This window comes from Acidovorax sp. sif1233 (assembly GCF_019218755.1).
In the GTDB taxonomy this organism is placed as follows: domain Bacteria; phylum Pseudomonadota; class Gammaproteobacteria; order Burkholderiales; family Burkholderiaceae_C; genus Acidovorax.
This window is the reverse complement of record NZ_JAHUWZ010000002.1, coordinates 351,907-373,017: the sequence shown is the minus strand read 5'-3', so window position 1 is coordinate 373,017 and position 21,111 is coordinate 351,907. Positions and strand designations below refer to the sequence as shown.

The window sequence follows — 21,111 nt, the reverse complement described above, 5'->3', positions numbered from 1 at the left end:
TAGCTGCCAGCGCTTGATGGTCAAGCGCTGGAGCCGGTTTTTATTCAAATATCAGAAGTTCAGCGTGCGCTTGTCCACGGCCAGGGCCGCTTCCTTCGTGGCTTCGCTCAGGGACGGATGCGCGTGGCAGATGCGCGCGATGTCTTCGCTGCTGGCCTTGAACTCCATGGCCACCACGGCTTCGGAGATCAGCTCGCTGGCCTGCGGGCCCACGATGTGCACGCCCAGGATCTCATCGGTGTCGGCATCGGCCAGCATCTTGACCATGCCGGTGGTGTCGCCCAGCGCGCGCGCGCGGCCGTTGGCCAGGAACGGGAAGGTACCGGCCTTGTACTTCACGCCGTCGGCCTTGAGCTGCTGCTCGGTGCGGCCCACCCATGCGATCTCGGGGCTGGTGTAGATGACCCACGGCACGGTGTTGAAGTTCACGTGGCCGTGCTGGCCGGCAATGCGCTCGGCCACGGCAACGCCCTCTTCTTCCGCCTTGTGCGCCAGCATCGGGCCGCGCACCACGTCGCCCACCGCCCACACGCCGGGCAGGTTGGTCTTGCAGTCTGCATCGACGACGATGGCGCCGCGCTCGTCCAGGGCCAGGCCCACGGCTTCGGTGTTCAGGCCGATGGTGTTGGGCACGCGGCCGATGGAGACGATGAGCTTGTCCACCTCCAGCGCCTGGGCTTCGCCCTTGGCGTTGGTGTAGGCGATGGAGACGCCCTTCTTGCCGGTCTTGATCTCGCCGACCTTCACGCCCAGCTCGATCTTCAGGCCCTGCTTGTCGAAGGCCTTCTTGGCTTCCTTGGCGATCTGCTCGTCCACCGCGCCCAGGAAGGTCGGCAGGCCTTCGAGGATGGTGACTTCGGCACCCAGGCGGCGCCACACCGAGCCCATTTCCAGGCCGATCACGCCCGAGCCGATGAGGCCGAGCTTCTTGGGCACCGCGCCCACGCGCAGCGCGCCGTCGTTGGACAGCACGAACTCTTCGTCGAACGGCGTGCCGGGCAGCGCGCGCGCGTTGGAGCCCGTGGCGATGATGATCTGCTTGCCCGTGATCGCCTCTTCGGCGGCGCCGGCCACCTTGATCTCGTAGCCCCCTTCGGCGGCCTTCACGAACGAGCCGCGGCCGTGGAAGAAGCTGACCTTGTTCTTCTTGAACAGGTACAGGATGCCGTCGTTGTTCTGCTTCACGACGGTGTCCTTGCGGGCAATCATCTTGGCCACGTCCATCTTCACGCCGGTGGCCGTGATGCCGTGTTCGGCGAAGTGCTTGTTGGCGTGCTCGAAGTGCTCGGACGATTGCAGCAGCGCCTTGGACGGAATGCAGCCCACGTTGGTGCAGGTGCCACCGGGCGCGGGGCCACCCTTCTCGTTCTTCCACTCGTCGATACAGGCCACGTTGAAGCCCAGCTGGGCAGCGCGGATGGCGGCGATGTAGCCGCCGGGGCCACCACCGATGACGATCACATCAAATTGTTTGCTCATGGGAAATCTCGTTCAGTCTGTTGGAGAAAGACCCACCGGCGGGCAGGACCAGAGGCCGGGCCACGCGGGTGGGTCGATACAGTCAGGGGATCAGATGTCGAACAGCAGGCGCGATGGGTCTTCCAGCGCGTCCTTCATGGCCACCAGGCCCAGCACGGCTTCGCGGCCGTCGATGATGCGGTGGTCATACGACATGGCCAGGTAGTTCATCGGGCGGATGACGATCTGGCCGTTTTCGACCACGGCGCGGTCCTTGGTGGCGTGCACGCCCAAAATGGCCGACTGGGGCGGGTTGATGATGGGGGTGGACAGCATGGAGCCGAACGTACCGCCATTGGAGATGGAGAACGTGCCACCGGTCATTTCCTCGATGCCCAGCTTGCCTTCCGACGCCTTCTTGCCGAACTCGGCGATCTTCTTCTCGATGTCGGCGAAGCTCATCTGGTCTGCATTGCGCAGGATGGGCACCACCAGGCCACGGGGCGAACCCACGGCGATACCGATGTCGAAGTAGCCGTGGTAGACGATGTCGTTGCCGTCCACCGAGGCGTTCAGCACGGGGTACTTCTTGAGGGCGTGCACGGCGGCCTTCACGAAGAAGGACATGAAGCCCAGCTTGGTGCCGTGTTCCTTCGTGAAGCTGTCCTGGAACTTCTTGCGCAGATCCATCACGGGGGCCATGTTCACTTCGTTGAACGTGGTCAGGATGGCGTTGGTCGACTGCGACTGCAGCAGGCGCTCGGCCACGCGGGCGCGCAGGCGGCTCATGGGCACGCGCTGCTCGGGACGGCCGCTCAGGTCTTCCTTGGCGGCAGGCGCGGACACCTGGGGCAGCGTCTTGGTCGGCACGCCCGTGGGAATCACGCTCGGAGCCACAGCAGCCTTGGCGCCGCCGGCCACGGCGGACAGCACGTCGCCCTTGGTCACGCGGCCATCCTTGCCCGTGCCGGCCACGGCCGACACCGACAGGTTGTTGTCGGCCAGCAGCTTGGCGGCTGCGGGCATGGCCACATCGCCCTTCGAACCGCCAGCCGCTGGTGCGGCGGCGGGCGCTGCGGCCGCGGGAGCCGGCGCAGCGGCAGCCGGTGCGGGGGCGGCTGCGCCAGCCTTGCCTTCGGTGTCGATCTTGGCGATGAGCTGTTCGGCCACCACGGTGGCGCCGTCGCCCTGAATGATTTCGGACAACACGCCAGCCGACGGCGCGGGCACTTCGAGCACGACCTTGTCGGTTTCGATCTCGATCAGGATTTCGTCCACGGCCACGGCCTCACCGGCCTTCTTCTTCCAGGTCAGCATGGTGGCTTCCGCCACGGATTCGGACAGCTGGGGGACTTTGACTTCTACGATAGCCATTTTGAATTCTTTCAGTAGGGTTCTGTTTGTTCTGTGTTCGTTCGGGTAGCTGGCCTTACTTGGTCAGGACAAACCCCTTGAGCTTGGCAAACGCGCCGTCCACCAGCGCCTTTTGCTGTTCCTGGTGCAGATGCGAGTAACCCACGGCAGGCGACGCCGATGCCGCGCGGCCGGAGTAGCCCAGCTTCTGGCCTTCGAGCATGTTCTCGTGGATGTTGTGCTGGATGAAGAACCAGGCGCCCTGGTTCTGCGGCTCGTCCTGGCACCACACCACGTCGGTGGCATGGGGGTAGCGCTTGAGTTCGGCGGCAAACGCCTTGTGCGGGAAGGGATAGAGCTGTTCCACGCGGATGATGGCCACGTCATCGTCTTCGCGCTCGGTGCGCTTCTTCACGAGGTCGTAGTACACCTTGCCCGAGCAGGCGATCACGCGCTTGACCTTGGCGGCCTTCTTCACGATGGCTTCGTCCTGCTCCGGGATCACCGTCTGGAAGCTGCCCTTGGTGAATTCGGACAGCGGCGAGGTGGCATCCTTGTTGCGCAGCAGCGACTTGGGCGTCATGATGATCAGCGGCTTGCGAAGATCACGCACCATCTGGCGGCGCAGCACGTGGAAGATCTGGCTGGCCGTGGTCGGCTGCACCACCTGCATGTTGGCGTCGGCCGACAGCTGCATGAAACGCTCCAGGCGTGCCGAGCTGTGCTCGGGGCCCTGGCCTTCGTAGCCGTGCGGCAGCATCAGCGTGATGCCGTTCACGCGGCCCCACTTCACTTCGCCGGAGGCGATGAACTGGTCGATCACGACCTGCGCACCGTTGGCGAAGTCGCCGAACTGGGCTTCCCAGATCACGAGCGTGTTGGGGTCGTTGGACGCGTAGCCGTACTCGAAGCCCAGCACCGCCTCTTCGGACAGGATGGAGTCGATCACGACGAACGGAGCCTGGTTCTCGGCCACGTTCTGCAGGGGCGTATAGGTGCCGATGTCCCACTTCTCGCGCTTCTGGTCATGGATGACCGAGTGGCGGTGCGTGAAGGTGCCGCGGCCGCAGTCCTCGCCGGACAGGCGCACGGGATAGCCGCTGGCCACGAGCGAGGCGAACGCCATGTGCTCGCCCATGCCCCAGTCCACGGGGATCTCGCCACGGCCCATGGCGGCGCGGTCGTCGTACACCTTCTTGACCAGCTGGTGCGGCGTCACGCTTTCAGGGATGGTGGTGATCTTCTCGGCCAGGCGCTTCCACTCGGCCAGGGGAATGGCGGTGTCGCCAGCGTCCGTCCACTTCTTGCCCAGGAACGGGCTCCAGTCCACGGCGTACTTGCTCTTGAAATTGGTCAGCACCGGGTCGACCGTGTGCTTGCCCGCATCCATGGCGGCACGGTAGGCCTTGACCATGTCGTCGCCCAGCGTTTCGCCCAGGCCCTGCGTGGCCAGCTTGTCGGCGTACAGCTTGCGCGTGCCGGGGTGCTGGCCGATCTTCTTGTACATGAGCGGCTGGGTCAGCGCAGGCGTGTCCTGCTCGTTGTGGCCCAGCTTGCGGAAGCAGATGATGTCCACGACCACATCCTTCTGGAACTCCATGCGGAATTCGAGGGCGAGCTGGGTGGCCAGCACCACGGCTTCGGGATCGTCGCCGTTCACGTGCAGCACGGGCGACTCGACCATCTTCACGATGTCGGTGCAGTACAGCGTGGAGCGTGCGTCGCGCGGGTCGGAGGTGGTGAACCCGATCTGGTTGTTGATGATGATGTGCACCGTGCCGCCCGTGGAATAACCACGGGTCTGCGCCAGCGCCAGCGTTTCCTGGTTCACGCCCTGGCCGGCAAAGGCCGCGTCGCCGTGCACCAGCACGGGCAGCACCTGCTTGCCATGGGGGTCGGCGCGGCGGTCCATGCGGGCACGCACGGAGCCTTCGACCACGGGGTTCACGATTTCCAGGTGCGACGGATTGAACGCCAGCGACAGGTGGACCGGGCCGCCGGGGGTGGTCACGTCGGAGCTGAAGCCCTGGTGGTATTTCACGTCGCCCGATGGCAGGTCTTCGGGAGCGGTGTGGTCGAACTCGGCAAACAGGTCCGCAGGCATCTTGCCCAGGGAGTTGACCAGCACGTTCAGGCGCCCGCGGTGGGCCATGCCGATCACGATTTCCTGCACGCCCTTGGCGCCGGCGGACTGGATCAGTTCGTCCATGGCGGCAATGAAGCTTTCGCCCCCTTCGAGGGAGAAACGCTTCTGGCCGACGTATTTGGTGTGGAGAAAGCGCTCCAGGCCTTCGGCCGCGGTCAGGCGGTCGAGGATGTGCTTTTTCTTGTCCGCGCCAAAGCTGGGCTTGCTGCGGATGGTTTCGAGCTTTTCCTGCCACCAGCGCTTCTGGTTCTGGTCGGTGGCGTACATGTACTCGGCACCGATGGAGCTGCAGTAGGTTTCACGCAGGGCGTTGATCAGCTCACGCAGCGGCATCGACTCCTTGCCGAAGAACGTGTTGCTGGTGTTGAACACGACTTCCTGGTCGGAATCGCTGAAACCATAGAAGGAGGGTTCGAGCTCGGGGATGGCGGGGCGCTCGGTGCGCTTCAGGGGGTCCAGATCGGCCCAGCGCTGGCCCACGTTGCGGTAAGCGGCGATCAGCTGCTGGACGGCGGTGCGCTTGCGGCCCAGTTCCGAATCCGCGCCGGTGGCGACGACGACCTTGGTTCCACCCTGCTTTGCGCGCTCGGCAAAGGCATTGACCACGGGGAGATGGGGAACGTCCTTGGCATTGCTGCCGTCCACCGCGGGCACGTTTTGCAGTGCGTCAAAGTATTCGCGCCAGTTGTCTGGCACGCTGCCTGGATTGGCGAGGTAGTTCTCATACATCTCTTCGACATAGGGCGCATTGCCGCCGAAGAGGTAGGTGTTGCCTTGGTAGGCTTGATAGACGGACGTCGTATCGCTCATATTCCGCTGACCTCCGCTTTCCTTGGGAAAGCATTAGCTGGTTGAGAAACCTTCCGCGACACGGCTGAACCGATTGGCGGATGCGACTGTGGCTGGGGAAGGGCCTTGGTACGAGCGCCATTGTGCCACCGAACAGCGTGCCGCCCAACGGGAAAGGTTTTCACGAGCGGGCCGGCCAGCAGCGGCACCCCGCGCTCGCGTACATTCCGGGTATCCCATTGCCACGCACCAACATGACACCACCCACCCCCCAGAACAAGGCCTTCTTGCTGTTGCTGGCCCTTGTCACCATTGCCTTCGGGGCGATCCTGTGGCAGTTTCACGGGGCCGTCTTCTGGGGTGTCATCCTGGCGATTCTCTTTGCCCCCCTGCACCGCAAGCTGCTGCGGCGCATGCCCAGGCGGCGCAATCTCGCCGCACTGTGCACCCTGGGGCTGTGCCTCATCGTGGTCATCCTGCCCATGACCGCCATCACGGTGTCGCTGGTGCAAGAGGCCACGGTGATCTATGAGCGGATGCGCTCCGGCCAGCTCAATTTCGGGCTCTATCTGCAACAGGTGATCGCCGCCCTGCCCGCCTGGGCGGCCAACCTGCTGGACCGGCTGAACCTCACAACCGTTGGCGAACTGCAACAGAAGTTCTCGTCGGTCGCCGTCCAGGCGAGCCAGTTCGTGGCCGCGCAAGCATTGAGCATCGGGCAGAACACGCTGCAGTTCCTGGTGAGCTTCGGCATCATGCTGTACCTGCTGTTTTTCCTGCTGCGCGATGGATCAAGCCTCGCGCTGCGCATCGGCCAGGCCACACCGCTGGATGACACGCACAAGCGGCAGCTGGTCAGCAAATTCACCACCGTGATCCGCGCAACGGTCAAGGGCAACATCGTCGTGGCCGCGTCGCAGGGCGCCTTGGGCGGATTGATCTTCTGGATCCTGGGCATCCAGGGACCCGTGCTGTGGGGCGTTTCGATGGCATTCCTGTCGCTGCTGCCCGCCGTGGGCGCAGGACTGATCTGGGTGCCCGTGGCGATCTACTTCCTGGCCACCGGCGCTGTATGGCAAGGGGTGGTGCTGACCGCGTTCGGCATCGGGGTCATCGGCCTGGTGGACAACGTCCTTCGGCCGATTCTGGTGGGCAAGGACACCAAGATGCCTGACTACGTTGTGCTCATTTCGACCCTGGGCGGCATGGCGCTTTTTGGCCTGACAGGCTTCGTGATCGGCCCTGTCATCGCCGCCCTGTTCATCGCCAGCTGGGATCTCTTCTCCCCCAGCACGACGGGATCAGCGTCGACAGAATGACATGGCGCTTGCCTGAAGAGCCAGGGCGACGGCCTGCGTGACCAGGCCATCGCCGCCTGGCGGGGTCTCCATCGGCCGACATCGTCGGGGCCCTTGTCGCAGGGGGTCACACGGAGAGGTCCACACCGCAGGCACAGAGCTGCCCACCCCATACCCGGTCACAGGATTTCACGCGCCTCGCCCTGGGCCAGCATCGTTCGCCCCTTGTCCGTGAGCGAGAGCACCCGTGCAAATGGCACCGGGCTTTCATCATTGGACACCAGCACCGCGACAAGATCGGCCGCCCGAAGTACCCTGAGTTTGTCAATGCAGGCAGGGTCGTGGACAGTCAATGGAAGCTCGCAAGCGGCGAGTTCTTGCAGGTACTCAAATGGCATGACCAACCTCCGGTGGCGTGTGGAGGAAAAATTGTCAACGCTATGTGAACCAGTGCTTTGTAAGAAAACATCGCAAGCTGGCCACTATCGTTCGCCCAGTCCCCGCGCAGCGGGTACGGTGCCAAGGTCCGTTCTTCCCAGCCGGTGCGGCTGGGCGTGCAGCAAAAACGCACTTGACCAATCTGCCGGCGCCGCGGCCTGTGTGCACGCTACCTTGCAGGCCCGAGCAATTCGGCCAGGACGCCGATGTAGGCGCGGGCCGCGGCCGAAGGCGTGCGCCCCACAAGCGTCACCAGGCTGTAGTGCGTTTGCATGTCCGTGAAGCCCACGATCCGCAACTGCACGAGAGTGTCGGTATTCGCTTTGAGTGCCGCGGCATGCGGTGCGAGGATCACCGCATCCGCGGTCAGGGCAAGGTGCTGCAGCGTGCCTTCGTCGTCGCAAGCCACGTTGAACACAGCCCGGTCAGCCCGAGGAAACTGCCGATGGAATTGAATGGCCACTTCGGCAGGAAGGTGCGGACCGGCCATGGGATATTGCATGGCCTGCGCCAGCGTGACCTGCTTGAGCTGGCTCAGCGGATGTTTGGGCCGCACGAAGAACGAGACCGGCTGGTTGGGCAGACGCGCGATCTTCAGGCCAGGCTGCTTCTTCAGGTCTCGTGTGTCGGCCACGAACAGGTCCAGCTGTCGGTTGTACAGCCGTTCACACAGCGAATTCGCATGTGCCACTTCCACCTGCATCGTCAGCTGCGGATAACGCTGCGCCATCAGCGACAACGCCGCACGGCCCAGCGTGCCAGCCGCGAACGGGCCCAGCCCGACCGCGAGGCGGCCGATTGCGAGCTCTTCGAGCTGCAGTACATCGCGCCGGATCTGCTGCGCATCGGCGGTCAATTCGCGGGCGCGCGCGAGCACCAGCTCTCCAGCTTGCGTGAAGCGCACGGTGCCGTAGGCGCGGTCGACCAGGCGCGCCTGCAGACTGTCCTCGAGGGTGTCGATGCTGCGCGAAAGCGCGGGCTGCGACAAATGCACCGCCAGCGCGGCGCGGCCGAAGCTGCCATGGTCGGCGAGGGCAACAAGGTGTTCGAGCTGTCGTAGTTGCATTTTGCGTTTTTCTTTAAATGTCAGCACATATTTTGCATTTGCCAACGATTTGAATGCTCTCGAGAATGGGTCGCTCGCTTGTTCCTCATTCACATAAGCAGACAACCATGCCCCGTTCTTCCCTCCTTCCCATTGCCTTCGCCGCCTGGGCCTGCATGCTGGCCACCGCGCCGGTCCTGGCGCAGACCGCACCCAAGGCGCCCGAGCCCGCCACGCTGAAGGCCAATGCAGAGATGGCGAAGGCGCTGCCTTTCGCCGATCGCCAGGATTTCGAGGATGCGATGCGCGGCTTCATCGGAACGGTGCCCGATGCGCTGGTGCCGGGTACCGGCGCGCGCCCGGTCTGGAACCTGAAGCCCTACGACTTCCTGAAGGCCGACGCGCCGGCTGACAGCGTCAACCCGAGCCTTTGGCGCCAGGCCCAGCTCAATCTCATCCACGGCCTTTTCAAGGTGGTCGACAAGGTCTATCAGGTGCGCGGCTTTGACCTCGCGAACATGACGATTGTTGAAGGCGACACCAGCCTGATCGTGATCGACCCGCTGCTTTCCGTGGAGACCGCCCGCGCCGCGCTCGATCTTTACTACCAGCACCGACCCAGGAAACCAGTGGGCACCGTCATCTACACCCACGGCCACTCCGACCACTTCGGTGGCGTCAAGGGCGTGGTCAGCGAGGCCGATGTCGCGGCCGGCAAGGTACAAGTGATCGCGCCGTCGGGCTTCATGGAGTCGGCCGTGGCCGAGAACATCCTGGCCGGCACCGCGATGAGCCGCCGTGCACACTACCAGTTCGGCGTGTTGCTGCCCTCGGGCCCGCGCGGCCAGGTCGACGCCGGCCTGGGCAAACGTCTGGCCAGCGGCACCACCACCCTGATCGCGCCTACCAGCACTATCGAAAAAACCACCGAGGAGCGCACCATCGACGGCGTGGCCTTCGTGTTCCAGCTGGTGCCGGGTTCAGAGGCTCCAGCAGAGATGCTGATCCACCTGCCGCAACAGCGCGTGCTCAACATGGCAGAGGATGTGGCGCACACGATGCACAACCTCTACACCATCCGCGGCGCAGAGGTGCGCGATGGCAACCTGTGGGCCAAATACATTGATCGCGCACGCCTGGATTTCGGCGACAAGACCGACGTGATGATCACGCAGCACCACTGGCCGGTGACGGGGCGCGAGCGTGTCGCCGACCTGCTGAAGAAGCAGCGCGACATGTACAAATTCATCAACGACCAGACGCTGCGCCTGCTCAACCACGGCCTGGGGCCGCAAGACATCGCCGAGCAACTGCGCATGCCCGCCAGCCTGGAGCGTGAATGGTCGGCACGCGGCTACTACGGCACACTGCGCCACAACGCCAAGGCGGTCTATCAGAAGTACCTGGGCTGGTACGACGCCAATCCGGCCAACCTGGACCCGCTACCACCCGCGCCCCATGCGAAAAAGACGGTCGAATACATGGGTGGCGCTGATGCCGTGCTGGCCCGTGCCCGCGATGACTTCAAGAAAGGCGAGTACCGCTGGGTGGCCAGCGTGATGAATCAGCTGGTGTTTGCCGATCCGGATAACAGCGCGGCGCGCCAATTGGGCGCCGATGCCCTGGAGCAGCTGGGCTATCAGTCCGAGGCCACCACCTGGCGCAACGCCTACCTGGCGGGTGCGATGGAACTGCGCGGCGGAGTACCGAAGATCCCTGCGCGCAGCAGCAGCACCCCCGACACGCTCAAGGCGGTGAGCAACGAGCTGTACTTCGACTACCTGGCTGTGCGCCTTGATGCGGCCAAGGCCGAAGGCAAGAAGATGGTGATCAACTGGAACTTCACCGATTCCAAGCAGCAGTTAGCGCTGACGCTGGAGAACTCGGCGCTCACCCATGCCAGTGGCCAAGCCCGCAATGCAGACACAACCCTCACCCTGAGCCGTGCCACGCTGGACGCAATTACGCTCAGGCAGACCACCTTCCCCGAAGCGGTGCAGACCGGGCAGATCAAGGTCGAGGGTGACCGCGCCAAGCTTGGCGAGCTGCTGGCAATGTTCGACAGCTTCGAGACGATGTTCCCGGTGGTTGAGCCGAGGAGGTAGGCAATCTTGGATATGCCCCTGGAGGGCCCGGAGATGACAGTTGCGGGCGCGCGGGATGGGATCGCTGAAAGCCGTCGTGGAGGATGCCTGCCGTCCGCGCCTGGCCATCGACCAAGGCGGTCCCCTCCTCGGCGAGCTACCTTAGACGAGCGGCAACGGTAGGTCGTTGTTCGGGGAACGACTCGGTTTTGCGGCTGCGCACGACGGCTCCATCTGCGCCTGACAATTTGAAAAACGCTACCGCATTGACCAACTCTGACGCTTGATTGTTCAAGCTGCTCGCCGCTGCCGCCATCTCTTCGACCAGCGCCGCATTCTGTTGGGTGGCCTGGTCCATCTGCATCACCGCTTCTCCCACCTGCGCCACGCCTTGACTCTGTTCCTCGCTGGCGGCGCTGATCTCTCCCATGAGGTCCGTCACGCGCTTGATGGCGCTGACCACTTCGGTCATCGTTGTGCCGGCCTGGTCAACCAGTGTGGCGCCCTGGCCAACCCGTGAAACGCTTTCACCAATCAGCATCTTGATTTCCTTGGCAGCCTCCGCGCTGCGCCACATCCACGCCGGACCTTTGGCGCCAGCCTGGGTCTGGAGGCACGGAGGCACGGAGGCAGGATGTGCCATGAACCCCAGATCAGATGCCACTGCCAAAGAGAACATCAGGAATTCACGCTCCCGTGAACGCATCGGCACTTTGGTTATCCGTCTGCATGATCTTGCGCGACAGGATACCGATGCCGAAGTCAGCTGAGCCGGTGCCAGCATCGAGCAGGCCATCGCCAACGTCGAGGCGGCACTCAACCTGCGCATCTCCGGCTCAGTCCGCAACTTCATCCTGCGCACCGGCGACGGTGGGTTGGATCTGTTCCCGATTTCCGCATTACCCGCGGGCGAGCCACTGGGCGGGCGCGGCACCGCGCACGACGACACGTTGCATTGGCGGCAAGACGCGGGTTCACGCCACTGCTACCTCGTGGCCATTCAGTGCAATGGGGACGACAACGAGCCGTCCTGCCTGGACACATCGCGCGTGGTGGACGGCGAAAATCCCGTGGTGCACTTCTACCCCAGCTCGCACAGCGGCCATGTCGATCGCACCGGACCCAGCTCTATCGACTTCTACGAAGACTACTTCGCACCTTGCTTCGCAGATTGCGATTGACCAGCATCTCCCAGTACCGTATGCACTGCTGGCGCTGCGTGTGATGAAAGAAGTGATTTGATCTAAACCGACCTCCACCACCCTCCCAGCAAGCGCAAGCAGCCATCACATGTGAAGCAAAACCATGCCGACACCCCTCACCATCACCCCTGACGGCGTTCACCCCTTGGCGCCCCGCCTGGGCGGCGGCGCGCTGATCGGCGGCGTGGCCCACTGGCCGCACGGCCCCTCGGGCCGGCCGCTGGTGCTCGCCGCATCGCTGCCCGCGGCATTCCTGGCCGAGCATGCGGGCATTGACATCGGCGCGGGCCGCATCGCTTCGGTCTTCACCACCTACGCCCCGGGCACGTACTTCCTCGACGAGATCACCTACCACGGCGACCCGGCCGAACTGGCACTGCTGCGCCGGGGCACCACGCAAGTGCTGGTGCACAAGGCCGGCACATTGGTGCAGAGCGCGCTGGAACTGCCCCCGCACGGCATCCATGTGCAGGCCGGCGGGGACGCGCGGTCCTTCATCGGCGGTGCGCCGCAATGGCTGCAAAACGAAGACCTGGAACTCGGCGGCCTGGCCTTCGCATTGCAGATCGACGGCGGCAACCTGCCCGCGCCGCTGCGCAACCTGTTTTACCTGGCCGACGGGGTAGGCTACCTGTACCTGCCCACGCAGGCCAACGAGAGCACCGACTGCAGCGGCCTCTTCTTCGTACAGGTGACGTAAATGAAAATAGCCACCAGCGCCCGTCCACAAAGCGCAAGCAGCTATCAATACGGGAGCATAAAGAATGAAGACCATGGACAGGGCCATGGCTCCGGTGACGTGGCTTCATCCGACACCGTCAAGGCCCAGGAGCCTCACGCCCTGATCGAGGCATTGAAGCGGCTGGACAACGAGGGCTTCTTGGGCCGGCACCGCCAGGGGGCCAACGCTGCGGTTCTGTTCATCACCTCGCCCGGCTCCGATGATGCCGAAGCGATGGAGGACCAATCGGCCCGGTGGCTGAACCGGCCCGAGGTCTGCGAGACCTTCCTGAAACAGCACAAGGACATGGAATGAGCCCACGACTGCCCCTTGCCGACTGGCCCGCGCTGCTGCGCTGCGCCCCGTACTTCAGCCGTGCCGTCGTCGATGCGCTGCACGCATCCGGGCCTGACGGCTTCGCGCCGCTGGCGCGGGCGGTGTACTACTTCGACCTGTTCGACGCGCAGGTCTCCAATGGCGGCGTGGATCAGTACTTCGACAACGTGGCCGCGCATCTGGACGATGCAAGCGCGGTGCCGGGCATCATCGCGGCCAATCCCGTCTATGCGTCCGTGCTGCCGCTGATCGAGGAAGCGCACGCGATCTGGAATATGGTCGCGCAGGCGTATCCGGATCAAGAAAATGATGATGACGATGAGGGAGAAGAAGGCTGCGACGAAGATGCCTGGGACGCCTACCAGGATCTGCTCGCCCCGCACGGGGAGCGCCTTGCAGCCATCGCCACCGAATTCTTCGCCCTGCACCACGCTGTCCGCCAGCGGCTGGAGCAGGACATCGTGCGCCACCCACACCGCTATTTCGCCCTGGCGGCCGTGCCCGGGTTGCGTGGCAGCGGTGTCGAGCATGTGACGCTTGCAGACGGTGCGCACCGCCTGCGCTTCGTGGATGGTTTTCCCATCGGCCCCAACGTCTTCGAGAATCAGGACTGCGGTTGCGACGTGGTCTGGTTCTCGCCCGACCGCACGCTGCTGCAGTGCGAGACACAGGGCTTTGGCAATGAGCGCGGTCGCCACTGGATCCACTACCCCAGCCAGGCCAGCAACAGTTGGACCAGCGGCGAGCACTTCATGAGTGGCGCCCTGCAGTCCGTGCGCAGCGACCGGCTGGCACTGGGCCTGGGCCACCATGGCCTTCATGAGGCTTTCGACGCCCAGGGCCAGCGCGAAAGCACGCAGTTGTACTGGTACGGAGAGGAGTTGTGCAGCGAGCACTTCTACCCCTGCGGCGCACCACTGCTGCGCTGCAGGCGCCAAGACAAGGGCGAACATCACTTGCGCTACTGGCCCAGCGGCGCACTCAACACCGAAAGCATCGAGGGCCATGATGGCGCCACGCGCTACCTGCGCTGCCTGGACGCGCAGGGAAACGACCTGGCCCCCCAGGGCACGGGGCGCCTGGTCGAAATGCTGAGCCTCGATGCCGACATGCGCCAATGGCGCGAAGGCCAACTGGTGGCAGGCTTTCTGCAGGGCCCCGTGGTGCGCATGGCAAGCCAGCCCGACGGCAGCCAGCCGCGCGAAACCGAACGCACGGTCTTCAAGAATGGCCGTGTGGCCTAGCGCTGTGCACGCCGCCTGGAGGTTCCCCCGCGGCGCGATGCCGTGGCTGTTGTCGATGTGCGGAAGCTGGCCCGCAGCGATCCAGGAACACGCTGCGGTCCTCGTGGCCACCCAAAAGACCTGGGGCGGACGTTGGTTGATTGGCAGCAGCAAGCAGCCTGAAACTGCCAGATGGCGTGCACCCGCCAACGTCAAAAGTCAACCGACACGTCAACTTCGGGTCCTGTGTGCATAGCTGGGGCCCGGCAGTGGCGCTGCCGCTGATCGGGGTTCCTGCAGGAAAGCCCGGGCAGCCTTCAGCCCCGCCTGCGTCTCACTGCTGCGACGCCCAGCATGGCCATCATTGACGCCATGGCCATCAAGGCGTACTCACTCAAGGTAGGAATGTTGGCGGCGGGGACAACTGGCGGCGGAGCCAGCCCGATGTTGATGATGATCTCGTCGCCCGAGGGCAGGAAGAGCGTTCGGGTTCCGACGGTCAGCCCCGCTCCCGCGAGGGTTGTCCCCGCGAACGTCGTTGAGTTCGAGATGGAAGCCTCAGAGATGTAGTTCTCGGGCAAATAAAGATCGGCACCGAGAATGTAGACGCCAGGCCCCATGGAACCAGTGCCGGCTTGTGGTGTGGAGGCTACGCCAGTCAAGCTTGGGAATAGCACACCGCTGAACATGTCGGCAGTCGTTTCCGTCCCGATGCAGATAGCGTTGTTGTGGATCAACCCGTGTCCTGCAGCGCACAACCCGATGGTTGTCAACGCAGACATTGAACTCGTATTGAGCGAGCCGGAGCCTGTCATCACAACATCCGCGCCCACCTGATCGATGTTGATCGTGTAAATGGCTTGGGCCGCGTTCGCCGCGGCCAAGAACGCCAAGCCGACGCAGGCACTGCGCAAGTTCATCTCCGCTCCTCCATATGAATACATATGTGTTCAAGTGTATCGGACGGTTGAATTCACTTGCTACCTATAGGGAGCTGCCATGGCGGCACGCAGCGCCAAGCCACTTCCGCCGGCAGACCTTTCTCGGTCCGACCCGCAGTGGTGTAGCTGAAAGGGTTCGGGCCGCGATCCTGATGACCGCTGACAGCCGCATTCGCCACCCGGTCTTTCTTGAATGCTTGCCATGGTACGGGGACCCTACCGGGGCGCCGGGTAGCACGCTACCTTTTTTGGGTAGTGATGAGCCCATCTGAGGCTATTCCTGAACCCAAAACAAAAAAGCCTGCTATTTATTCAATAGCAGGCTTTTCATATCACACAAGAAATCGGGTGGTAGGACGTACAAGATTCGAACTTGTGACCAACGGATTAAAAGTCCGCTGCTCTACCAACTGAGCTAACGTCCCGACCTGTTGCAGCAATCGTGGTCGATGGCTGCAAAGCCTTGGATTATAGCGTTGTTTTTACGGCCTTTCTGGAAGTTGCGGCAAGTTTGTCCAGCACCCAGCCCGCGGCACACTGGCCGAAGGTGGCCGTCACGGCGACGACCGAACCATACCCATGGCAATTCAGGGAGCCATCCCCATCGATTTGGCATGACGCATCCGGCGGAGCCACAGCCTCTCGGCTGAAGACACAGTCCACGCCGATCTTCTTGCCTTCGCGCGCGGCGCGGTGGTGCTTGCGCATGCGATAGCGCAGTTGCGCCAGCAAAGGATCGTGGGTCGTCCGCGCGAGGTCGTCCACATCCACCTTGTGCGCATGCCGCTTGCCACCCGCCGCACCCACGGTGATGTGCAGCACCCCGCTGGCCTGGGCCCATGCCGCAATGGCCGTCTTGGCCTTGACCTGATCGCAGGCATCGATCACCGCATCAACGGGCAGGGGAAGCAACCCAGGCCAGTTTTCCGGCTCCACGAAGTCCTCGATGCAATGGACCGTGCACTCCGGGTGAATCTGTGCGATCCGGTCCCGCATCGCCAGAACCTTGGCTTGTCCAATGGTCCCGGTGAGCGCATGAATCTGGCGGTTGATATTTGACTCGGACACATGGTCGAGATCGATCAGGGTGATCTGCCCCACCCCGCTGCGCGCCAAGGCCTCGGCGGCCCATGAGCCCACGCCACCAATCCCCACCACCGCGATGTGTGCCTGGCGGATCCGGGCGGCGCCCTGCACGCCGTACAGCCGCTCCAGTCCGCCGAAACGGCGATCCGGGGCGGCGGACTCAGGCACGACAATGGGGTACGGCGCCGCTTGAACAGACGGTGCGCCGGGCATCACTTCAAGCGGGAAAGGCGTTCTTTGGCCGCCATCGCAGCTTCAGATTGCGGGTAGGCGCGCAGAAGATCTTCCAGCGTCTTGCGCGCGGCCCGCGTGTCCTTGAGTTCGATCTGGCAGTTGGCGATAGACAGGGCCGCTTCCGGCGCACGGGCATGGGAGGGGGCATCAGCCAGCATCAGCTTGAAGTTGTTGATGGCCTCCTTGTACTCGCGGGTGGCATATTGGGCGTTCCCCAGCCAGAAGCGGGCGGAAGGCACGAAGCCACTGCGCGGGTACTGCCGCACAAACGCCGCAAATGCCGAACTCGCATCGGAAAACTTGCCCGAACGGAACACGGACAGGGCCGCTTCGAAGTCCTTCTTTTCGGCGGGGTCGGCCTGGAACTCCTGGCCGTCCACCGTCACCTTCACCGGCTCAAACTGCTTCAGGCGCTCATCCACTCCCTGGGCAATGTCCTTCTGGCGCCGCTGCAGGTCCGCAGCATCCCGCAGCAACTGCTCGTTCTGGCCCCGAAGCTTGGACTGCTCCATGCGCAGCGTCTCGATCTGCCCCTGCAGATCAAGCAGGCTGCGCCGGAGCTGGCCGTTCTCTTCGCCAAGCCTGCGCATTTCTTCGGCTGCGCGTTGCTGGGACATTTGCAGCCCGTCAACACGCTGGCGCATTTCGATGATGGCGCGGCGGGCCTCGTCGTCCTCAAAAAGGGCTGCATGCGCCGCGGGCAGCAAGGCCGCCGACAGCGCCCCGGCCGCCAGTGCCTTGAACAGGTAGGGCACAGGAAAAGACAACGTACGCATCAACGATAGGACAGTTCTGCCCGGCGATTCTGTGCGTGCACGTCTTCGCTATTGCCTTGGGCGGCGGGCTTTTCCTTGCCAAAGCTCACGGCTTCCATCTGGTTGTCTGGCACACCCAGCAGCGCGAGCGAACGGCGCACGGCTTCGGCGCGCTTCTGGCCCAGGGCCAGGTTGTACTCGCGGCCACCACGGTCGTCGGTATGGCCTTCGATCATGACCTTGCGGCCGTTGCCAGACTTGATGAAGCGGGAATGCGCTTCGATCAGGGACTGGAATTCAGGCTTGATCACGTAGCTGTCGTAGTCGAAATAGACGATGCGGCTCACACCCACGGGGCCGGCCGCATCGCGGCCCGACTGGCCAAGGTCCACGCCGGCCACGCCGCTCTGGGCAGTGTTGCCGGAGTTGGCCCCACTGTTGGTGCCCATGGTGGACGTGGCGTTCTTGTCTTCGACAGGCACGTCATCCAGCTTCACGCCGGAACTGCATCCGGCCATCAATGCGACAACGGTAAGGGCAAGGGTAATGCGTTTGATCATCCAAAATTCTCCTGAAAGCTTGGTAACTGAAAGTGCGGATAAGTTCATTGCTTTTGAAATGGGCCCCAGTCGGGCTCGCGGATATCTCCCGCCTGCCCCGCGAGCCGGGCCTTGATCTTGCCGTCCAGCGTGGTCGTCATGAGCGCTTCGCGCCCTTGCTGCTGGGTGGCATAGACGATGAGGCGGCTATTGGGAGCAAAACTGGGGTTCTCGTCCGCCGTGGTGTCCGTGACTGCATTCACGGTGCCGGAGGACAGGTCCATGACGTGCAGCTTGAAAGCCCCGCCAACGCGGGAAATATAGGCCAGCCAGCGGCCATCCGGGCTGATGCTGGGGGAAATGTTGTAGCTGCCCGTGAAAGTGACACGCTCCGCATTGCCGCCAGAGGCAGGGACCTTGTAGATCTGCGGTGCGCCACCCCGGTCGCTCACGAAGTAGATGCTGCGGCCGTCGCCGGAGAACACGGGTTCGGTATCGATGCCCGAGCTCTGCATGAGGCGGCGCGGTTCGCCGCCATTGGCGTCGATGGTGTAGAGCTGGGAGCCGCCATCACGGCTCAGCGTCACGGCCAGGGAGCGTCCGTCCGGAGCCCAGGCGGGCGCGCTGTTGGAGCCCCGGAAATTGGCGATCAGGCGCCTGCGGCCGGAGGCCACGTCGTGCACGTAGACAACGGGTTTGCGTGATTCGAACGAGACGTAGGCGAGCTGGCCGCCATTGGGTGACCACGCGGGCGAGATGATGGGCTCGGGGCTCGACAGGGCCGACTGCGCATTCTCGCCGTCGGCGTCCGCCACCCACAGGCTGTAGCGGGGTCCGGTCTTGGTGACGTAGGCAATGCGGGTCGAGAAAATTCCGCGTTCACCCGTCAGCTTTTCATAGATGAAATCGGCGATGCGGTGGGCCACCAGGCGCAGATCGCCCTGCGTGACCACAAAGCTCTGCCCACCCAGGTCCTGCCCCTTCACCACATCCCAAAGGCGAAAGCGGATGTCGAAGCGGCCATCCGCCAGGCGCGTGATGCTGCCGGTTGCCAGGGAATCCGCGCTTTTCTGGCGCCACAGGGCCACATCGGGGCGCGCGGTTTCGTCCAGCACCGCGCCCGACGCATCCACCGCACGGAACTGGCCACTGCGCTCCAGGTCGGCCTGGACAATGGACGACATCTTCTGGGGCGCCTGCGCCTCGCCCCGGAACGGAGCGATCGCAATGGGCAGCTGGGTCAGGCCAACGCCCGTCACCTCGACGCGAAATTGCGCCAGTGCTGGCAGGGCGGGAGTGGCAATGAGCGCGGCCAGTACCTGGCGGCGCAAGGGATGCGGCAAAGCCGCAGGAGATGGGTGTGTAGAGATTCGATCTGTGGTCATTGGCATCCAGCGGTAGCCGAACAAATGCCGAAGGGCAAACCCGAATGTTACACACAGCGGGAAAACCCCTGTGACAAACTGTGCGGCCACCAGGGCCATCGGCCTTGATTTCGAGCCAACCGTGCGCATGGCCTTCGGGCGCTGGCTTTTTCCTGCCGCGCCGGCCCGCATCCGATCAATCTGGCACCGCTCAGAGGAGCCTGCAGGCCCTGGCAGCCCGCGACCGTAGAATCCGGGCCACATGCAAGCCACAGATTCAGGCCCGGGCGCCACGCCCGCCTCCCCCCCTCCTCCTGCCGCAAGCCTGACCACGCGCCTTCAGCGGCTATCGGTCTACTTCGGCAACCAGCGGATGGCCTGGAGCCTTGCCGTTGTCGCCACCCTCGTGGGCGCCGTGACCGAGCCCCTGATTCCCGCGCTGCTGCAGCCTTTGCTGGACCGCGGCTTCACCCAGGGAACCCTGCAGCTGTGGATGGTGCCCCTGGCCATCCTGGGCGTTTTCTTCGTGCGCGGCGTCGCGCAGTTCGTCGGCCAGTACGCGCTGGCACGCATAGCCAACGAGGGCATGCTGACGCTGCGGCAATCGCTGTTCGACAGGGTCCTGGCGGCGGAAATGGGCCTGTTCTCGCGGCAGTCTGCCAGCACCTTGTCCAACACCGTGGTGTACGAAGTGCAGACCGGCGCAACCTTGCTCGTGCAGGCACTGCTGGGCGTATCGCGTGACGGGTTCACGCTGGTGGCGCTGCTGGCCTACCTGCTGTACCTCAATTGGCAGCTCACGCTGATCGTGGCGGTGGTGGTGCCGGGCGTGGCCTGGATCATGAAGACACTTTCCCGGCGCCTCTACCACCTGACAAAAAGCAGCCAGCAGGCGACCGACGAGCTGGCCTACGTGGTGGAGGAAAACGTGCTGGCGCACCGCATGGTGCGGCTGCACGGCGCGCAGGCCGGCCAGGCCGGGCGCTTCGCCGGGCTGAGCCAGAGCCTGCGCCGCCTGGCCATCAAGTCGACGATTGCGTCCGCGGCCATGACACCGCTCACGCAGTTGCTGGCCGCCGCGGCGCTCTCCGTGGTGATCTGCATCGCCCTGTGGCAAAGCCGTGGCGCGGTGGACGCGAAGGACGTCACGGTGGGCGGCTTCGTGTCGTTCATCACGGCCATGCTGATGCTCATAGCGCCCATCCGCCGCCTGGCCGATGTCGCCAGCCCGATCACCCGGGGGGTGGCGGCCCTTGAACGGGGACTCGCGCTGCTGGGCGACACCGGCGCCGAAACAGGCGGCCAGTACCGCACGGACCGCGTGCGGGGCGCGCTGGAGCTGTCCCGGGTGACGGTGTCGTACGGCTCCGACCATGCCCCGGCACTGGACCAGGTCAGCCTGCGCGTGGAGCCCGGTGAAATCGTCGCCCTGGTCGGCCCCTCCGGCGCCGGAAAGACGACGCTGGTCAACCTGCTGCCACGGTTCGTGATGCCCGCGTCGGGCGACATCCTGGTGGATGGCCGCCCCCTGCCCGAGTGGGACCTGGGATCGCTGCGGTCGCAGTTCGCGATGGTGAGCCAGGACGTGGTGATGTTCAACGACACCATCGCCGCCAACGTGGCGCTGGGGCGCGAGGTGGACGACCTGCGCGTGCAGGAATGCCTGGCGGCCGCGAACCTGGCGGAACACGTGGCGGCGCTTCCACGGGGCATCCACACCGTGGTGGGCCACAACGCCACCCAATTGTCAGGCGGGCAGCGGCAGCGGCTGGCGATTGCCCGGGCGCTGTACAAGGATGCCCCCATCCTGATCCTGGACGAGGCCACCTCGGCGCTGGACACCGAATCGGAGCGGCTGGTGCAGGACGCCCTCCAGCGCCTGATGCAGGGGCGCACCACGCTGGTCATTGCCCACCGCCTGTCCACCATCGAACATGCGGACCGGGTCATCGTCATGGAGCGTGGACGCATTGCCGAGCAAGGAACCCATGGCGAACTGATGGCGCGGGGCGGGCTGTACGCGCGCCTGCAGGCGCGGCCGGCCTCGGGCGAAACCGCCGCACTCCACTGAACCCGCGCCACCCCGCGCGGGAAACCCT

At 64.3% G+C, this 21,111-nt stretch carries 17 protein-coding genes, 1 tRNA gene and 1 pseudogene; 7 read left to right on the top strand and 12 right to left on the bottom strand.

Annotation, left to right across the window (positions count from 1 at the left end; translation table 11 throughout):
* Window positions 1-51: 51 nt before the first annotated feature.
* From lpdA to KW843_RS09135, 3 genes are all read right to left on the bottom strand, one after another.
* The gene (lpdA, locus tag KW843_RS09145; RefSeq protein WP_218294821.1) at window positions 52-1,479 is read right to left on the bottom strand and encodes a dihydrolipoyl dehydrogenase; all 1,428 of its coding nucleotides are present in this window, start codon (window positions 1,477-1,479) and stop codon (window positions 52-54) included.
* Window positions 1,480-1,569: 90 nt separating this feature from the next.
* Entirely contained in the window at window positions 1,570-2,832 is a 1,263-nt protein-coding gene (odhB, locus tag KW843_RS09140) for a 2-oxoglutarate dehydrogenase complex dihydrolipoyllysine-residue succinyltransferase (RefSeq protein WP_218294820.1), read from the bottom strand.
* Window positions 2,833-2,887: 55 nt separating this feature from the next.
* A complete protein-coding gene (locus KW843_RS09135; RefSeq protein WP_218294819.1) occupies window positions 2,888-5,767 on the bottom strand; it encodes a 2-oxoglutarate dehydrogenase E1 component in 2,880 nt (959 codons plus the stop codon).
* 233 nt (window positions 5,768-6,000) lie between these two features.
* On the opposite strand from KW843_RS09135, the gene KW843_RS09130 reads away from it, so the two are divergent.
* The gene (locus KW843_RS09130) at window positions 6,001-7,065 is read left to right on the top strand and encodes an AI-2E family transporter (RefSeq protein ID WP_218294818.1); all 1,065 of its coding nucleotides are present in this window, start codon (window positions 6,001-6,003) and stop codon (window positions 7,063-7,065) included.
* Between the two features lie 158 nt (window positions 7,066-7,223).
* On the opposite strand, the gene KW843_RS09125 is transcribed toward KW843_RS09130, so the two are convergent.
* Together KW843_RS09125 and KW843_RS09120 are read right to left on the bottom strand one after the other, a co-directional pair.
* Window positions 7,224-7,442: a hypothetical protein gene (locus KW843_RS09125; RefSeq protein ID WP_218294817.1), complete on the bottom strand. Its 219-nt coding sequence runs from the start codon at window positions 7,440-7,442 to the stop codon at window positions 7,224-7,226.
* Window positions 7,443-7,651: 209 nt separating this feature from the next.
* Window positions 7,652-8,548: a LysR family transcriptional regulator gene (locus KW843_RS09120; protein WP_218294816.1), complete on the bottom strand. Its 897-nt coding sequence runs from the start codon at window positions 8,546-8,548 to the stop codon at window positions 7,652-7,654.
* Window positions 8,549-8,655: 107 nt separating this feature from the next.
* Here KW843_RS09120 and KW843_RS09115 point away from each other — a divergent pair, with 107 nt between their 5' ends.
* Window positions 8,656-10,632, top strand: a complete 1,977-nt coding sequence (locus KW843_RS09115; RefSeq protein WP_218294815.1) for an alkyl/aryl-sulfatase — start codon at window positions 8,656-8,658, stop codon at window positions 10,630-10,632.
* Between the two features lie 136 nt (window positions 10,633-10,768).
* Here KW843_RS09115 and KW843_RS09110 read toward each other — a convergent pair.
* Window positions 10,769-11,182, bottom strand: a pseudogene (locus tag KW843_RS09110) (methyl-accepting chemotaxis protein); the annotation flags it as partial.
* A 211-nt stretch (window positions 11,183-11,393) separates the two neighbouring features.
* On the opposite strand from KW843_RS09110, the gene KW843_RS09105 reads away from it, so the two are divergent.
* The 4 genes from KW843_RS09105 (at window position 11,394) to KW843_RS09090 (ending at window position 14,114) form a co-directional block, all read left to right on the top strand.
* Complete coding sequence (locus KW843_RS09105; protein WP_218295303.1) at window positions 11,394-11,792, top strand: SMI1/KNR4 family protein; 399 nt, start codon at window positions 11,394-11,396, stop codon at window positions 11,790-11,792.
* 124 nt (window positions 11,793-11,916) lie between these two features.
* Window positions 11,917-12,513, top strand: a complete 597-nt coding sequence (locus KW843_RS09100; protein ID WP_218294814.1) for a hypothetical protein — start codon at window positions 11,917-11,919, stop codon at window positions 12,511-12,513.
* Entirely contained in the window at window positions 12,514-12,849 is a 336-nt protein-coding gene (locus tag KW843_RS09095) for a DUF4303 domain-containing protein (protein ID WP_218294813.1), read from the top strand. It begins immediately after the preceding gene.
* Complete coding sequence (locus tag KW843_RS09090) at window positions 12,846-14,114, top strand: hypothetical protein (protein ID WP_218294812.1); 1,269 nt, start codon at window positions 12,846-12,848, stop codon at window positions 14,112-14,114. Before KW843_RS09095 ends, KW843_RS09090 begins: the two co-directional genes overlap by 4 nt.
* Before the next feature lie 296 nt (window positions 14,115-14,410).
* Here KW843_RS09090 and KW843_RS09085 read toward each other — a convergent pair whose 3' ends face one another.
* The 6 genes from KW843_RS09085 to tolB form a co-directional block, all read right to left on the bottom strand.
* Window positions 14,411-15,013, bottom strand: coding sequence for an IPTL-CTERM sorting domain-containing protein (locus tag KW843_RS09085; RefSeq protein WP_218294811.1), 603 nt, complete (start codon window positions 15,011-15,013; stop codon window positions 14,411-14,413).
* Window positions 15,014-15,383: 370 nt separating this feature from the next.
* Window positions 15,384-15,459: transfer RNA gene (locus tag KW843_RS09080), tRNA-Lys, on the bottom strand.
* A gap of 43 nt (window positions 15,460-15,502) precedes the next feature.
* Entirely contained in the window at window positions 15,503-16,333 is an 831-nt protein-coding gene (locus KW843_RS09075) for a ThiF family adenylyltransferase (RefSeq protein ID WP_218294810.1), read from the bottom strand.
* Window positions 16,333-17,130: a tol-pal system protein YbgF gene (ybgF, locus tag KW843_RS09070; protein WP_218294809.1), complete on the bottom strand. Its 798-nt coding sequence runs from the start codon at window positions 17,128-17,130 to the stop codon at window positions 16,333-16,335. Before ybgF ends, KW843_RS09075 begins: the two co-directional genes overlap by 1 nt.
* A complete protein-coding gene (gene pal / locus KW843_RS09065) occupies window positions 17,130-17,669 on the bottom strand; it encodes a peptidoglycan-associated lipoprotein Pal (RefSeq protein WP_218294808.1) in 540 nt (179 codons plus the stop codon). The genes ybgF and pal overlap by 1 nt, the downstream gene beginning before the upstream one ends.
* Window positions 17,670-17,713: 44 nt before the next feature.
* Window positions 17,714-19,033, bottom strand: coding sequence for a Tol-Pal system beta propeller repeat protein TolB (gene tolB, locus KW843_RS09060; RefSeq protein ID WP_218294807.1), 1,320 nt, complete (start codon window positions 19,031-19,033; stop codon window positions 17,714-17,716).
* A gap of 241 nt (window positions 19,034-19,274) precedes the next feature.
* On the opposite strand from tolB, the gene msbA reads away from it, so the two are divergent.
* On the top strand, window positions 19,275-21,083 hold the full coding sequence (gene msbA, locus KW843_RS09055) for a lipid A export permease/ATP-binding protein MsbA (RefSeq protein WP_218294806.1): 1,809 nt from the start codon (window positions 19,275-19,277) through the stop codon (window positions 21,081-21,083).
* The last annotated feature ends 28 nt before the right edge of the window (window positions 21,084-21,111 follow it).

What these genes read in the sequence shown, in the direction of transcription:
- pal (WP_218294808.1), bottom strand. Translation starts at nt 17,669, where the DNA reads ATGATCAAACGCATTACCCTTGCCCTTACCGTTGTCGCATTGATGGCC.
- KW843_RS09095 (WP_218294813.1), top strand. Translation starts at nt 12,514, where the DNA reads ATGAAAATAGCCACCAGCGCCCGTCCACAAAGCGCAAGCAGCTATCAA.
- KW843_RS09090 (WP_218294812.1), top strand. Translation starts at nt 12,846, where the DNA reads ATGAGCCCACGACTGCCCCTTGCCGACTGGCCCGCGCTGCTGCGCTGC.
- KW843_RS09075 (WP_218294810.1), bottom strand. Translation starts at nt 16,333, where the DNA reads ATGCCCGGCGCACCGTCTGTTCAAGCGGCGCCGTACCCCATTGTCGTG.
- KW843_RS09130 (WP_218294818.1), top strand. Translation starts at nt 6,001, where the DNA reads ATGACACCACCCACCCCCCAGAACAAGGCCTTCTTGCTGTTGCTGGCC.
- ybgF (WP_218294809.1), bottom strand. Translation starts at nt 17,130, where the DNA reads ATGCGTACGTTGTCTTTTCCTGTGCCCTACCTGTTCAAGGCACTGGCG.
- KW843_RS09135 (WP_218294819.1), bottom strand. Translation starts at nt 5,767, where the DNA reads ATGAGCGATACGACGTCCGTCTATCAAGCCTACCAAGGCAACACCTAC.
- KW843_RS09085 (WP_218294811.1), bottom strand. Translation starts at nt 15,013, where the DNA reads ATGAACTTGCGCAGTGCCTGCGTCGGCTTGGCGTTCTTGGCCGCGGCG.
- KW843_RS09120 (WP_218294816.1), bottom strand. Translation starts at nt 8,548, where the DNA reads ATGCAACTACGACAGCTCGAACACCTTGTTGCCCTCGCCGACCATGGC.
- msbA (WP_218294806.1), top strand. Translation starts at nt 19,275, where the DNA reads ATGCAAGCCACAGATTCAGGCCCGGGCGCCACGCCCGCCTCCCCCCCT.
- lpdA (WP_218294821.1), bottom strand. Translation starts at nt 1,479, where the DNA reads ATGAGCAAACAATTTGATGTGATCGTCATCGGTGGTGGCCCCGGCGGC.
- KW843_RS09115 (WP_218294815.1), top strand. Translation starts at nt 8,656, where the DNA reads ATGCCCCGTTCTTCCCTCCTTCCCATTGCCTTCGCCGCCTGGGCCTGC.
- odhB (WP_218294820.1), bottom strand. Translation starts at nt 2,832, where the DNA reads ATGGCTATCGTAGAAGTCAAAGTCCCCCAGCTGTCCGAATCCGTGGCG.
- KW843_RS09100 (WP_218294814.1), top strand. Translation starts at nt 11,917, where the DNA reads ATGCCGACACCCCTCACCATCACCCCTGACGGCGTTCACCCCTTGGCG.
- KW843_RS09125 (WP_218294817.1), bottom strand. Translation starts at nt 7,442, where the DNA reads ATGCCATTTGAGTACCTGCAAGAACTCGCCGCTTGCGAGCTTCCATTG.
- tolB (WP_218294807.1), bottom strand. Translation starts at nt 19,033, where the DNA reads ATGACCACAGATCGAATCTCTACACACCCATCTCCTGCGGCTTTGCCG.